We start from the raw sequence: 12,233 nt of genomic DNA, 5'->3' as shown, positions 1-12,233 counted from the left end.
GTTGGCTGTGTGTGGTAACCACCAACCTAAGAGGTCTTCACCTATTCACGATGTAACCAACGTCCTGACTCAGTACACCTAGATGGCGTTCTTGGCGGCCTGCGTCCGGGTGATGATGGTGGGGCAGGGCAGGTGCTTGAGGACACCGTGGGCCGTGGAACCGAGCAGCAGACGCTTGAAGGCGCCGCGGCCCCGGCTGCCGACGACCAGGAGCCGGGCTCCGGCCGCCGTGCCGACAAGCGCGTCCACCGGGCCCCTGTCGGTTTCCAGCCGCTGGTGCACTGTCAGGTCGGGGTAGTCTTCCTTCAGCCCGGCGACGGCTTCCGAAAGGACCACCCTGTCCTCATCCACAATGAGGTCCGCGAGCGTGGCCGGGGTCAGGCCCGCGTCGACAATGGGGTCGGGGACGCTCACCGCATAAACCACCGTGAGTTCGTCTCCCTCCCGGTCCGCCTCGGCGGCAGCGAAGGCTACGGCCTGGGTGGACTCCGGCGATCCGTCAACGCCCACCACCACCCCTGACCTGCCCTCGAGGTCCTGGGTTCCGACGACGGCGACAGGGACCTTGGCGGCGGTGGCGACCTGGAGCGCGCGGTCGGCCAGGGATCCGCCGAAGTGCCCGCTGCCGGAACCGATCACCATCATCGAGGTCTTCTTGGAGTACTTGGCCAGTGACCCGCCCACGCTTCCGGTGAGCAGTTCAGTTGCGGGGGTGATGGGAACGGCTCCTTCGAGGCGTCCCACGGCGGTCTTGAGGAGTTCCTCTCCCGCCTGCTGGAGCGTCCCGAACCATGGATAGGGCTCGGCAACCCAGCGGTCGTCCACCACGTGGAGGACCACCAGCGGCAGCCCCGCACGGTGGGCGCGGCGGGCTGCCCACAGGACGGCAGCCTGGCTCTGGGCTGAGTCGTTGGTGCCCACAGCGATGGGTTTCTGGGATGTCATGGCCGCACTTCCTGCTCCTCGTAATCCGGGTCTGCCTGTCAAGACTGTCCCCGGTGCGCCCGGGGTTGTAGGGCCAAAGGTCACGAAGCGCGGGTCAGGACCCCGCAGGCCGGGATCCGTCAGGGGCAACGGGCTCCGGGCCGGGTGCATCGCCTTCTGCCAGGGTCTTGTACACGGTCCAGCCGACGGCGGTGAGCGGGACCGCCAGCAGGGCACCGATGACACCTGCCAGGGTGGCTCCTGCCGCCAGGGCCAGGATGATCACCAATCCGTGGATCCGCAGTACGCGGCCCATGAAGAGGGGCTGCAGGATGTGGTGCTCAAACTGGTTGGCAGCCACCAGGAGCACCAGGACGATGAAAGCGGGAACAGGCCCATTTTCGACCAGGGCGACCAGCACGGCCAGGCTGCCTGCGGTGGTTGCGCCAATAATGGGGATGAAGCCACCCAGGAAAACCACCGCCGCCAGGGGGACTGCCAGCGGAACCCTCAGCACCAGGAGCCCGATCAGGACGATGACGGCGTCAATGGCAGCAATGACAAGGGTTCCCCGCACATATCCGCCGAGCACCACGATGCTGCGGTCGGCAGCGAGATGGGCCTTCCCTTGGCGCCTTCCGGGAAGGAACCCGATCAGGAAGGCCCGGATCTTCTCCCCGTCTTTGAGGAAGAAGAACAGGATGACGGCCGTCAGGACCGTACCTGCTGCAATCTCACCCGCAGTCCTCAACCCGGTCAGCGCGTCGGCGCCCAGGGTGCCGCCGGCCAGGAACTTCTGGAACTCGGCGCGGGCGGCCCCGATCTGGTCGTTTGTCAGGGCGACGGGGCCGGTGGTGACGAACTGCTGCAACTGGCCGATTCCTGCTTCTGCCCGGGCCGCCAGCACGGAGGCTTCCTGGCGGACCAGGGCGATGATTCCGCCCACCATGCCTGCGGCAATGGCCAGGATCAGCAGGAAGGACGACAGGACGGCCAGGGCGCGGGGCCAACCACGCGCCGCGAGCCAACGGACCGCGGGAGCCATCGCCGAGGCCAGGATCAGCGCCACCAGGACCGGGATGGTGACCAGCGGAACCCGGACAGCCGCCGTCACCACCGTCCAGGCGAGCGCCAGCACGGCGAGCGTCTGGACGGCCCGTATGCTTGCCCGGCCCAGGGCATCGGTCCACAGCACCGACATCCTGCCGGTGAAGGACTGCGGACGGGACGAGCCTGCCGCGTCCCCGTTGGGGGGATCAATCCGTTCCATGGCCTTCTCCTTGCCTGCCGTGTGCACCCGAGGTTCCATCAGCATTTGGTGGTCAGTATGCTTACTATTGTCTGCCCAACAGTCAACCAGAAAGGCATCACCATGGCTGAACAAAACGTCCCCGACGATGAACTGGAAGTTGTGGAGGAAGACGACGTCCTTCTGGATGGAAGCCCGGGCGCGGCGTCGTCCCTTGAACTGGACCCTGTGGCGGGGGAGCCGGACAACTACCCCGGCGCTGCCGAAAACAACCCGGACCGCTGGCAGGAAGACCCGTTGCTGCAGGACGAGGCCCGCACGGGCGGGGAGGAAGACTTCCTGAGCGACCAGGCACTGCGGGATGAAAGCGCCCAGGCGCGGTACCGCTCCGGTGATGAGCAGGTGCCGCCGGACGCTCCCACCCTCGGCGAAGCCGCCGCGGATGTCGATTTTGGGGAAGTCCCCACCGGCCTTGAGGCCGACGCCAGCGATGACGAGGAAAACTTTGGCGGCTCGCCCCTGAGCGAGTTCGAGCCTGACGACCTGGAACGCTAGCAACCCGGGCGGGTATCAGGCCCGGCCCGAAGTGGGGAGGAGAACCATGCAATCCAAGGAACTGCTGCAGGAGGCCTTCGGCCGGCTCCCTGGCCTGGTCCGGCAGGCACTCGACGGCATGGAGGCAGCGCAGTTGCAGGACCGCCCAGGCGGCCAGGGCAATTCAATTGCCTGGCTGATCTGGCACACGGGCCGGGTTGAAGATGCGCAGGTGGCCTCCGCCGCGGGACTGGGGCAGGTCTGGGTGGCGGAAGGATTCGTAGACCGCTTTGGCCTTCCTCTCGGAAAGCGTGACACAGGTTATGGGCACTCCAGTCAGCAGGTGGATTCCGTCACGGCGCCCCGGGAACTGCTCCAGGAGTACTACGATGCCGTGCACCGGCAGACCGCCAGAGTCCTCGGCGGCCTCGTCGATTCCGACCTGGACCGTGTGGTTGACCGGCACTGGGACCCGCCGGTGACCCTCGGGGTGCGGCTGGTCAGTATCCTGGGGGACTGCCTCCAGCACGTCGGCCAGGCGGCATACGCGCGGGGCCTGCACCCAGGGACGGCAGACGCCCGCGGTGCGTGAACTGGTGGTATTGGGCACCGCTTCCCAGGTCCCAACCCGGACCCGGAACCACAACGGTTGCTTTCTTCGCTGGGACGGCGCGGGCCTGCTCTTCGACCCCGGCGAGGGCACCCAGCGCCAGATGATCCATGCGGGTGTGGCGGCCAGCCACATCACCAGGATCTGCCTCGCCCACGTGCACGGAGACCACTGCTACGGCCTCCCCGGGGTGCTGTCCCGAATGGCACTGGACCGCGTGCCGCACCCTGTCCATTTGCACTACCCGGCCTCCGGCGACCCGGTGGTCCGGGCGCTGGTGTCAGTCAGTTCACCCGGCATCGACCTTCGGCTCCATCCGCATTCGGGCCCCGGGCCCGTGGCGGAAGGCCTGGAGGTCCGGCCCCTGAAGCACCGCATCGAGACCTACGGCTACCTGCTCCGGGAAGCTGACGGACGAACCCTGTTGCCGGAGCGGCTCCAGGGGGCAGGCATTTCCGGCCCGGACGTGGGCCGGCTCCAGCGCGATGGCGCACTGGGGGCAGTCAGGCTGGAAGAGATGAGCAGTCCGAGGCCGGGCCAGCGCTTCGCCTTCATCATGGATACGGCGCCGTGCCCCGGCGCAGAAGAGCTGGCGGACGGGGCAGGCCTGCTGGTCACCGAGTCAACGTTCAGTGACGACGACGGTACCCTGGCTCAGCAGTACCTCCACCTCACTGCGGGGCAAGCGGGAGAGCTGGCAGCGTCCGCCCGGGCGCGCACCCTGGTGCTCACCCACTTCTCCGCACGGTACGGTGACGACGCCTCCCTGCTTGCAGGACAAGCGCAGGCGCGGGCCCCGGGGGTTACCGTGATCGCGGCCAAGGACCTTGACCGCATCCCCGTTCCGCGGCGGCGGCAGCCGGCACGGGAGGGTGCCGGTCCAACTGCGGGGATAGGGTTAAACCATGACGGCAGCAGCTGAATCCACGGTCACGTTCGATGGCCGATTCGCCCGGGAACTGGCGGAACTCGCCGTGCCCTGGCGGGCCGAGGAAGCGCCCAGCCCGGAGCTCCTCGTCCTGAACGACCAACTGGCAGCGGACCTGGGCCTTGACCCGCAGTACCTGCGCAGCCCCGAGGGGGTGCGGCTCTTGGTGGGAAACCACGTTCCAGCAGGTGCCACACCTGTGGCACAGGCGTATGCCGGACACCAGTTCGGCGGGTACTCGCCCCTGCTCGGTGACGGACGGGCGCTGCTGCTGGGCGAGGTCATTGACCGGAGCGGCCGCCTCGTGGACGTCCACCTCAAAGGCTCGGGGCGGACGCCATTCGCCCGCGCCGGGGATGGCCGCGCCGTCGTCGGGCCCATGCTGCGTGAATACATTGTCAGTGAGGCCATGCACGCACTGCACATTCCCACCACCCGTTCGCTCGCCGTTGTTGCCACCGGGCGGCAGGTTCGGCGCGATGACATGCTGCCCGGCGCCGTCCTGGCACGGGTTGCGGGCAGCCACCTGCGCGTTGGCAGCTTCCAGTACGCGCGCGCAACCGAAAATATGGACCTCCTGAAGCGGCTGGCGGACCACGCCATCGGCAGGCACTACCCGCAGGCGGCCGATGCCGCAAACCCCTACCTTGCGCTGTTCGCGGCAGTCGTCTCCGCCCAGGCAGAGCTCGTCGCCCGGTGGATGCTCGTTGGCTTCGTGCACGGGGTCATGAACACGGACAACATGACCATCTCGGGCGAGACCATCGACTACGGGCCCTGCGCGTTCATGGACGCCTTCAACCCAGCCGCCGTCTACAGCTCCATCGACGTCGGTGGACGCTACGCCTACGCCAACCAGCCGGTCCTGGCCGAATGGAACCTGGCCCGGCTCGCCGAGGCCATGCTCCCGCTGATTGACCAGGACCAGGAGAAAGCCGTGGCCCCGGCGGTGGAGGTCCTGGGCGGTTTCCGGGGCCAGTACAGCAAGGCATGGACCCGCGGGATGGCGGCCAAGCTGGGTCTGGACGGCGTCGATGAAAGCGGCGCCGCCGGGGCCTTGGTGGATGATGTCCTCGACATCCTGAAGGACGGACCCGTGGACTACACCCTGTTCTTCCGCAACCTGGGTAAAGCCGCCCGAGGGGACCGCCGCCCCGTGCGCGGCATGGTCCTTGACCTTGCCGCCCTTGATTCCTGGGTGGTGGGGTGGCAGGATCTCCAGCCGGACGCTCAGCTGATGGACAGCGTGAATCCTGCGTACATTCCCCGGAACCACCTTGTGGAGGAGGCGCTGTCCGCAGCCACCGGAGGGGACCGGGCTCCGCTGCAGCAGCTGCTGGCAGCTGTCAGCCACCCCTTCACTGAACGGCCCGGCCTGGAACGCTATATGCAGGGACCGCCGGAGGACTTCGGCAGCTACATGACGTTCTGCGGGACCTGACCGCGGCGGCGCGGCGGGTGCGTTAACGACAGGAGGGTGGCAGCCGGTTTCCCGGCTGCCACCCTCCTTCACAGTCGGCACCGCCATGCGGGCCCGACCGGCAGGGACTAGGCTACGCGCACTGCGGAGTACCCGCCGAGCCAGCTGATGGAGTGCACCTGCGTGTCGAAGCCGTTGACGCCGCCGCTGACAACCTGGCCGTTGCCTGCGTAAACGCCCACGTGGCCGGAGGTGATGATCAGGTCACCGGGGGCGGGAGAGCCCACCACCGTGCCGTACTGGAAGAACTGGGTGGGGGCCAGGTCGCCTACGGACTTGCCGACGGAGCGCAGTGCCTTCTCAACCATCGCGGTGCAGTCCTGCTGGACACCCAGCTGGCTGTAGGCCGAGGCGAGGATCGCCGCGCCGGTGCCGGTGCCCGTAGTGGAAGCCACAGGCGTTGCCGAGGCGTAGGACATGTTCATGCCGGTGTTGGCCGGTGCGGTGGCGGCTGCCGCCTGCACGGGTGCTGCAGCCGGGGCCGGTGCCGGCGCTGCGGTGTAGCCGGCGCCGGGAATCTGGATCTGGTCGCCCGGGTAAATGACCGAGGACAGGCCCAGGCCGTTGGCGGACAGGACGTCATTGAGGTTGACGCCGTACGCCGCGGCGATGGCGCCGAGGGTGTCGCCGGAAACCACGGTGTGGACGTTCCCTGCTGCTGCGGCAGGGGCTGCAGCAGGTGCTGCGGCGGTGGCCTGCACACTGGTCTGCTCAGTAGTGTCCGGTGCGGTTACGCCAGCGTGGGCCGGAGCGCCCACGCCGAACGCAATGCCGGACGCTGCTGCCACAGCGAGCGCCGGGCGGCCCAGGGAGCGGGCCTGCGACTTGGCTGTTACGGCGAGGCCCTCGAGCACAATGGAGCGGGCCGGAGTCGCGCGGTGGCGGGCTGAAATGGAATTTTTTGACACGGTTGATCGCCTCTCCCATGCCTGCGGGGTGAGCTGTCGGGTTCGGGCTGGAGATACCCGGCCGGGAGCGGCCCCGCGATGGAGGGAGGCGCTGCCGACTTAACCCCTAGGCCACATGTGGCCGTGGAAACTTGGTTCCCCCGTCCCTGCCAACTGGAGCGGTTGGATCCCATGGTCAGCGGCAGGGCTCGGCATACTGACGGGAATGTCCCGTCTGAGAGGGACACCTGACGACCCTAACCCATGGGCACGGCGATTGTCACATTTAGGTAACATACGAGGCTGCCCTCTCGAATTGCGCAAACGTGTGGACGATAAGCCTGCTTCCCGCCTGACCTCGACTGATGGCGGTGGCTACCGTCCAAGTAACAATGTGGAGACGGCTTCCTGCGTGCCCCTCCAATCCGCCGGTAAGCTTCGGGACTATGCCCCTGTTCGTGACCACCGCCAGGTTCCCCGTACTGGGGGGCCTGGCGGCTGTTGCCCTGGCCGCCACCGTTGTCCTTCCGGCCACTGCCGACGACCCGCCCCCAACCGGCGGGTATCCTTCGTGGGCAGACGTGCAGGCGGCCCAGTCCTCGGAAGCTTCGAAGGCGGGGGAGATCACCATCATCAACGGACTGCTGTCCCGCCTCGAAGCCGAGTCTGAGGCGGCAGGGGAAGCCGCCGTGCGCTCGGCGGCAGGGTACGCTGCCGCCGACGCCGGGCTCCAGGCAGCTTCTTCCCGCCTCGAGACCCTTTCCGCCCGGTCCGCCCACGCCAACCAGGAGTTGGCACGTTACCGGAAAGACCTCGGCGCCCTGGCTGTCGAGTCCTACAAAACCGGCGGAACCAACACGGGGTTCTTCGTGGCGCTGGATGCCCTGGGAACCAACAGCGTCCAGGGGCTCAACCTGGTCAAGCTCGTTGGGGACAAGACTGCGGCCCTGGTCACCAAGGCGGCGGCCGCTGAACAGGCAGCCGCCGCCCTTGCCGACCAGGAGAAGGTTGCCAGGAGCGAGCGGGAGCGGCTTGCCGCGGAGGCGAAGGCAACGCTGGAGTCCGCCCGCGCGGCCCAGGATTCGCTGGCCCGGCAGGTGGCGGAGGAACAGCGGCATGGCGGCGAGCTGACAGCCCAGCTCGCAGCCCTGAAAGGCACGACGGCGGCCCTTGAGGGTGAGTACCGCCAGGGCCAGGCGGCGCAGGCTGCCTACGAGGCGGCCCAGGCGGCCAAGCGCGCCGCCGCGCAGGAGCAGGCCCGGCAGCAGGCGGAGGCCGAGGCCAGGGCCTCCGCCGCGGCGGCGCAGCAGCCGAAGGCACCCGCGCCCGCGGCAAACCCGGCCCCGGCAGGTCCCGTCCAGCCCGGCGGTGTCCAACCCGTTCCGGTCCCTCCTCCCGCTGTCGATCCCGGGCCGGCCGCCCCGGAGGCGCCGGCCCCGCCGGCTCAGCCCGCCGTCGTCGTTCCTTCCGTTCCCGGCGGTGCGGTGAACGATCCGGCCGGAGCGAAAAGCTATGCATCGGGGCGCCTGGCCGCCTACGGGTGGGGCCAGGACCAGTTCCTGTGCCTTGCCCAGCTGTGGACCAAGGAGTCCAGCTGGCTGACCACGGCCACCAACGCCTACTCCGGTGCCTATGGAATAGCCCAGGCGCTGCCGCCGGGCAAGTACGCCAGTGCCGGCAGCGACTGGCTCACCAGCTACCGCACGCAGGTCGACTGGGGCCTTGGCTACATCAAGGACCGGTATGGTTCCCCGTGCGCGGCATGGAACCACTCCGTCGCCCTGAACTGGTACTGATTGACGCGTTAGGCTGTCCCCATGCCTGATTTCGAACGGTTCCGCGCGCTGCTCGAAGAGGAGCGGGCCCGGCGCGTGGCACTGCTGCCGGCGCTGCGGGCGGATATCGAGGCCGCAAATTCGGCGCGCCAGGACTCCAATGTGGATGACGAGCACGATCCCGAAGGTGCCACCATTGCCTTCGAACTCTCGCAGGCTTCAGCGCTCCTGAAACAAAGCTCGGCCGGCCTTGGGCAGATCGAAGCGGCCCTTGACCGACTGGCCGCGGGAACCTACGGAACCTGCGCGGTGTGCGGGGAGCCTATTGCCGAGGGCCGCCTGGAAGCCCGGCCATGGACGCCGTTCTGCATCCTGCACGCCTCGTCCGGCCGCGGGCGATGACGGAGGCCCCGGAGGTGGTGTCGGCGGCTGCGGAGTTCGTCGACCGGACGCTGCAGAATGAGGGCTCCTGGTACCGGGCCGACGACGTCGGGAGCCGGCTGGGCGGGCAGCTGGCCTCGTATGGATCGTCGGTGGGGGCCGTCCGGGGGACGGTCCGTGACGCGCTGCGGAAATTCAAGGACCTGGACCATGACGGCACGGTCATGCTGGCCTCCGCATTGTGGGGACAGCCGCGGCCGGTGTTCGAGCGCCGCCTGGCCGCCGTGGTGCTGCTGCAGTCGCGGGTGCGGCTGCTCCGGCATTCCGACCTGACCCGGCTGGAAGGGTTCCTCCGTTCCGCCCGGGCAGGGGACCTGGCGGCGCCCCTGCTCTCCGATGTCCTGGTCCCGCTGCTTGCGGGGCTGGGCGGGCGTGAACGGCAGCGGGCCGGCGTTGTCCTGGCGCGGTGGCGGGAAGATCCGGACCCCGGGCTCCGGGCGGCAGCCGCCGCCCTTGAAAAATACTTGTCCATGTGAAACGTACCAAGGAGATCCATATGAATGAACCGTTTGACCTTGAGCGTTTTGTTGCCGCCCAAAACACCGGCGGAACCTATGAGCAGGCGCTGGGCGAGCTGCAGGTGGGCCGGAAGTCGGGGCACTGGATGTGGTTTGTATTCCCCCAGCTTGCCGGGCTGGGACAGAGCGCCACATCCCGCAGGTACGCCATTTCGTCCCTTGCTGAGGCTCGAGCGTACCTGGACCACGAGCTGCTGGGTCCACGGCTCCTGGAGTGTTCACTGGTCCTGGCAAACCACGCCGACCAGTCCGCCGAAGACATTTTCGGTGGCGTCGATGCCAAAAAGCTCCGCTCCTGCATGACGCTGTTCCTCCGGGCGGCCCCTGGAGAAACTGTGTTCAAGAGCGTCCTGGCCCAGTTCTTCAATGGCGAACCGGACCCGGCCACCGACGAACTCCTGGCCGGCCTGGACGCGGCGGACTGATCACGGAGGAGGCGGTGCGGCAGCCTGTGCGCCGCACCGCCCAGGCGGCCGGGTCGCTACGGCGTCGGGCTGCCGCCGTTGACGTTGAGCGTTTCGCCCACCACATAGCTGGATTCGGGCGAGGCAAGGAACACGTAGGCGGGGGCAAGTTCAGCAGGCTGGCCCGCCCGGCCCAGGGGAGTGGACTGGCCGAATTCCGGGAGTTCCTCCTTGGGCTGGCCGCTGCTGACCTGCAGTGGGGTCCAGATCGGGCCCGGCGCCACGGCGTTCACCCGGATGCCCTTGGGGGCCAGCTGCTGGGCCAGGCCCTTGGTGAAGTTGTTGATGCTGGCCTTCGTGGTGGCGTAGTCCACAAGGGTAGGCGAGGGGTTGTAGGCCTGGATGGACGTAGTGTTGATGATCGTTGAGCCCGCCGGCATATGCGGTACCGCGGCCTTGGTCACCCAGAACATGGCATAGACGTTGGTTTTCAGGGTGTGGTCGAATTGCTCGTCGCTGATGTCTTCCAGGTCCTCCTGCGCAACCTGCTTTCCGGCGTTGTTGACCAGGATGTCAACCCCGCCCAGCACGGCCACCGCCGTGTCCACCAGTTCCCGGCAGGCGGCCGAGTCCTTGAGGTCCCCCGGTACCTTGACGGCCTTGCGGCCGGCAGCCTCAATGATTCCGGCAATGCGCGCGGCGTCCTCCTCTTCCTGCGGCAGGTAGGAAAGGACGACGTCGGCACCCTCCCTGGCAAAGGCGATTGCCGTTGCTGCCCCGATGCCTGAGTCCGCGCCGGTCACGATGGCCCGGCGGCCGTCGAGGCGGCCGGTGCCCCGGTAGGTTTCTTCGCCGAGGTCGGCCTTGGGCGCCAGTTCCGCATCAAGTCCCGGCTCCGGCTGGTGCTGCTTGGGCGGGGAGATCTTTTCGTAGGCAGTCACGGGATTACGGAAGGTGTACTGGTCGGTCATGGTGGTACTCCTGTTCGTGCGGGACACGGGCTGGTTCGTCGCCCGGGATCATGAAGCAGCAATGCTGCGCAGGGCAGCAGCGAGAAGCTAAGCATGCTTACGGTTCCCAGCCTAGGCAAAAGCTCCCGCCCTGCCAAGCGGCGCCGCGGTCAGCCGCGCTGGACCTCCACCAGCCTGACCTCCGCCGCCAGGCGGCCGCCGTCCACCACGGCCTCCATGTAGGTGCAGGCCGGCTGGCGGCGCCGATCCGTGGGCGAGCCGGGATTCAGCAGCCGGAGCCCGGCGGGCGAGACCGTATCCCACGGAATGTGGCTGTGCCCGAACACCAGGACGTCCGTGTCCGGATACAGTGCCTCGCACCGCAGTTCGCGGCCCTTTGCCTGGCCGGTCTCGTGGACCATCGCAAAACGCACCCCGTCCAGGACTGCGGTGGTGCGCCCGGGCAACCGGCGGCGAAGGTCGGGGCCGTCATTGTTGCCGTAAACACCCAAGAGGCGCCTGCTCCGTTGCTCGAACTCGTCGAGCAACTCCGCCTCCACCCAGTCGCCCGAGTGGAACACCACGTCGGCATTTTCGACGGCGGCCCATACCTGTTCCGGCAGGTCTTTGGCGCGTTTTGGCACATGGGTGTCAGCGAGCAGGACGAGGTTCAGTGGCATACCGGAAATCCTGCCATGCGGCCCTGTTCCGGTGCGCCTGCGGGTCGTACCCTTGGGCCGTGGAGGTGATTGCCATGGAGGCAGCCCAAGGCGACCGGATCGTCGTGCGTGGCAGGAATGTGGGATCCGCGGACCGGCACGGTGTGATCCTCGAGGTGCGTGGCGAGGGCGGGCACCCGCCGTACCTCGTCCGCTTCGACGACGGCCACGAAACAGTCATGTATCCCGGCGGTGATTTCGCCGTCGACCACGGGCAGGGCACCTGACGTCCCGCCGCTTCACCTGTCAAACTGGGGCAATGGATCATTTCCCGCCCTCCAGCCTGTCCGCCACTCCGCCGCCGCGGACCGGCCCCCGTGACCCGGGCGATGCCTGGGTGGAAGGGGACCGCGGCCGGTTCTGGGGCAGGTTCGGAGCGGCCGGGGTCCTGGCCTGGGATCCCGGCAGGGGAGTCCTGCTGCAGCACCGCGCGGTTTGGAGCCACAACGGCGGAACCTGGGGCCTGCCCGGCGGGGCCCTGCACCAGGGCGAAGAGCCGGTTGACGGTGCCCTCCGGGAGGCCTACGAGGAAGCTGCCGTCCCGTCGGAGAGCGTGGAGGTGCTGTTCACTTCCGTGCTGGACCATGGTTACTGGTCCTACACCACGGTGGTGGTGCGGGTGCGGGAATCCTTTGAACCGGTGATCAGCGACCCCGAAAGCATCGCGCTGCTCTGGATCCCGGTGGCGGAGGTGGGGGCACTGGACCTGCACCCCGGTTTCGCCGCGGCGTGGCCGGAGCTGCTGGCGCGGCTGGACGCCGACGAACCCTGGGCAGGCGGACGCTGGTAGGCCGGCGCGGCCTGTGCCTGGAGC

General features: G+C 68.1%; 15 protein-coding genes and 1 riboswitch. Of the genes, 10 read left to right on the top strand and 5 right to left on the bottom strand.

Features of this window, described 5'->3' with window-relative positions; all coding sequences use genetic code 11:
• Positions 1 to 78 precede the first annotated feature (78 nt).
• Together PV772_RS21395 and PV772_RS21390 are read right to left on the bottom strand one after the other, a co-directional pair.
• On the bottom strand, positions 79 to 945 hold the full coding sequence (locus PV772_RS21395; RefSeq protein WP_307356354.1) for a universal stress protein: 867 nt from the start codon (positions 943 to 945) through the stop codon (positions 79 to 81).
• 94 nt (positions 946 to 1,039) lie between these two features.
• Positions 1,040 to 2,239 (bottom strand): AI-2E family transporter, encoded by a 1,200-nt coding sequence (locus PV772_RS21390; RefSeq protein WP_347887487.1) that lies wholly within the window; start codon positions 2,237 to 2,239, stop codon positions 1,040 to 1,042.
• Positions 2,240 to 2,296: 57 nt separating this feature from the next.
• Here PV772_RS21390 and PV772_RS21385 point away from each other — a divergent pair, with 57 nt between their 5' ends.
• From PV772_RS21385 to PV772_RS21370, 4 genes are read left to right on the top strand one after another with little or no spacing between them, the layout of a single operon-like run.
• Complete coding sequence (locus PV772_RS21385) at positions 2,297 to 2,728, top strand: hypothetical protein (RefSeq protein WP_141181682.1); 432 nt, start codon at positions 2,297 to 2,299, stop codon at positions 2,726 to 2,728.
• 46 nt (positions 2,729 to 2,774) lie between these two features.
• Positions 2,775 to 3,299, top strand: a complete 525-nt coding sequence (locus PV772_RS21380; protein ID WP_347887486.1) for a DUF664 domain-containing protein — start codon at positions 2,775 to 2,777, stop codon at positions 3,297 to 3,299.
• Positions 3,292 to 4,239 carry a ribonuclease Z gene (locus tag PV772_RS21375; protein ID WP_347887485.1) on the top strand — a complete coding sequence of 316 codons (948 nt, stop codon included), beginning with the start codon at positions 3,292 to 3,294 and terminating at the stop codon, positions 4,237 to 4,239. The genes PV772_RS21380 and PV772_RS21375 overlap by 8 nt, the downstream gene beginning before the upstream one ends.
• The gene (locus PV772_RS21370; RefSeq protein ID WP_347887484.1) at positions 4,223 to 5,686 is read left to right on the top strand and encodes a protein adenylyltransferase SelO; all 1,464 of its coding nucleotides are present in this window, start codon (positions 4,223 to 4,225) and stop codon (positions 5,684 to 5,686) included. The genes PV772_RS21375 and PV772_RS21370 overlap by 17 nt, the downstream gene beginning before the upstream one ends.
• Before the next feature lie 107 nt (positions 5,687 to 5,793).
• Here the strand turns inward: PV772_RS21370 and PV772_RS21365 are convergent, their stop codons facing one another.
• Positions 5,794 to 6,633 carry a LysM peptidoglycan-binding domain-containing protein gene (locus PV772_RS21365; protein WP_141160296.1) on the bottom strand — a complete coding sequence of 280 codons (840 nt, stop codon included), beginning with the start codon at positions 6,631 to 6,633 and terminating at the stop codon, positions 5,794 to 5,796.
• A 3-nt stretch (positions 6,634 to 6,636) separates the two neighbouring features.
• Positions 6,637 to 6,837: riboswitch (cyclic di-AMP (ydaO/yuaA leader) on the bottom strand.
• Positions 6,838 to 7,058: 221 nt separating this feature from the next.
• Here PV772_RS21365 and PV772_RS21360 point away from each other — a divergent pair.
• The 4 genes from PV772_RS21360 to PV772_RS21345 are packed head-to-tail and all read left to right on the top strand — an operon-like array spanning position 7,059 to position 9,771.
• Complete coding sequence (locus PV772_RS21360) at positions 7,059 to 8,408, top strand: lytic transglycosylase domain-containing protein (protein WP_347887483.1); 1,350 nt, start codon at positions 7,059 to 7,061, stop codon at positions 8,406 to 8,408.
• A gap of 21 nt (positions 8,409 to 8,429) precedes the next feature.
• Entirely contained in the window at positions 8,430 to 8,789 is a 360-nt protein-coding gene (locus PV772_RS21355; protein WP_141181677.1) for a TraR/DksA C4-type zinc finger protein, read from the top strand.
• Positions 8,786 to 9,304: a DNA alkylation repair protein gene (locus PV772_RS21350; protein ID WP_347887489.1), complete on the top strand. Its 519-nt coding sequence runs from the start codon at positions 8,786 to 8,788 to the stop codon at positions 9,302 to 9,304. Before PV772_RS21355 ends, PV772_RS21350 begins: the two co-directional genes overlap by 4 nt.
• A gap of 20 nt (positions 9,305 to 9,324) precedes the next feature.
• Positions 9,325 to 9,771 carry a DUF1810 domain-containing protein gene (locus PV772_RS21345; RefSeq protein WP_141160299.1) on the top strand — a complete coding sequence of 149 codons (447 nt, stop codon included), beginning with the start codon at positions 9,325 to 9,327 and terminating at the stop codon, positions 9,769 to 9,771.
• Positions 9,772 to 9,827: 56 nt separating this feature from the next.
• Here the strand turns inward: PV772_RS21345 and PV772_RS21340 are convergent, their stop codons facing one another.
• Both PV772_RS21340 and PV772_RS21335 read right to left on the bottom strand, forming a co-directional pair.
• Positions 9,828 to 10,721, bottom strand: coding sequence for a glucose 1-dehydrogenase (locus tag PV772_RS21340; RefSeq protein ID WP_141160300.1), 894 nt, complete (start codon positions 10,719 to 10,721; stop codon positions 9,828 to 9,830).
• 149 nt (positions 10,722 to 10,870) lie between these two features.
• Positions 10,871 to 11,380, bottom strand: coding sequence for a metallophosphoesterase (locus PV772_RS21335; RefSeq protein ID WP_347887482.1), 510 nt, complete (start codon positions 11,378 to 11,380; stop codon positions 10,871 to 10,873).
• 74 nt (positions 11,381 to 11,454) lie between these two features.
• Here PV772_RS21335 and PV772_RS21330 point away from each other — a divergent pair, with 74 nt between their 5' ends.
• Together PV772_RS21330 and PV772_RS21325 are read left to right on the top strand one after the other, a co-directional pair.
• The gene (locus PV772_RS21330; protein ID WP_141161570.1) at positions 11,455 to 11,646 is read left to right on the top strand and encodes a DUF1918 domain-containing protein; all 192 of its coding nucleotides are present in this window, start codon (positions 11,455 to 11,457) and stop codon (positions 11,644 to 11,646) included.
• A gap of 32 nt (positions 11,647 to 11,678) precedes the next feature.
• Positions 11,679 to 12,209, top strand: coding sequence for an NUDIX hydrolase (locus PV772_RS21325; RefSeq protein WP_141160302.1), 531 nt, complete (start codon positions 11,679 to 11,681; stop codon positions 12,207 to 12,209).
• Positions 12,210 to 12,233: the final 24 nt, after the last annotated feature.

Origin of the sequence: Pseudarthrobacter sp. CC12, from assembly GCF_039907755.1 — a bacterium.
Classification (GTDB): Bacteria; Actinomycetota; Actinomycetes; order Actinomycetales; family Micrococcaceae; genus Arthrobacter; species Arthrobacter niigatensis.
This window is presented reverse-complemented; position numbering and strand designations above follow the sequence as displayed.

What these genes read in the sequence shown, in the direction of transcription:
- PV772_RS21335 (WP_347887482.1), bottom strand. Translation starts at nt 11,380, where the DNA reads ATGCCACTGAACCTCGTCCTGCTCGCTGACACCCATGTGCCAAAACGC.
- PV772_RS21380 (WP_347887486.1), top strand. Translation starts at nt 2,775, where the DNA reads ATGCAATCCAAGGAACTGCTGCAGGAGGCCTTCGGCCGGCTCCCTGGC.
- PV772_RS21345 (WP_141160299.1), top strand. Translation starts at nt 9,325, where the DNA reads ATGAATGAACCGTTTGACCTTGAGCGTTTTGTTGCCGCCCAAAACACC.
- PV772_RS21325 (WP_141160302.1), top strand. Translation starts at nt 11,679, where the DNA reads ATGGATCATTTCCCGCCCTCCAGCCTGTCCGCCACTCCGCCGCCGCGG.
- PV772_RS21360 (WP_347887483.1), top strand. Translation starts at nt 7,059, where the DNA reads ATGCCCCTGTTCGTGACCACCGCCAGGTTCCCCGTACTGGGGGGCCTG.
- PV772_RS21395 (WP_307356354.1), bottom strand. Translation starts at nt 945, where the DNA reads ATGACATCCCAGAAACCCATCGCTGTGGGCACCAACGACTCAGCCCAG.
- PV772_RS21350 (WP_347887489.1), top strand. Translation starts at nt 8,786, where the DNA reads ATGACGGAGGCCCCGGAGGTGGTGTCGGCGGCTGCGGAGTTCGTCGAC.
- PV772_RS21330 (WP_141161570.1), top strand. Translation starts at nt 11,455, where the DNA reads ATGGAGGCAGCCCAAGGCGACCGGATCGTCGTGCGTGGCAGGAATGTG.
- PV772_RS21340 (WP_141160300.1), bottom strand. Translation starts at nt 10,721, where the DNA reads ATGACCGACCAGTACACCTTCCGTAATCCCGTGACTGCCTACGAAAAG.
- PV772_RS21390 (WP_347887487.1), bottom strand. Translation starts at nt 2,239, where the DNA reads ATGCTGATGGAACCTCGGGTGCACACGGCAGGCAAGGAGAAGGCCATG.
- PV772_RS21355 (WP_141181677.1), top strand. Translation starts at nt 8,430, where the DNA reads ATGCCTGATTTCGAACGGTTCCGCGCGCTGCTCGAAGAGGAGCGGGCC.
- PV772_RS21370 (WP_347887484.1), top strand. Translation starts at nt 4,223, where the DNA reads ATGACGGCAGCAGCTGAATCCACGGTCACGTTCGATGGCCGATTCGCC.
- PV772_RS21385 (WP_141181682.1), top strand. Translation starts at nt 2,297, where the DNA reads ATGGCTGAACAAAACGTCCCCGACGATGAACTGGAAGTTGTGGAGGAA.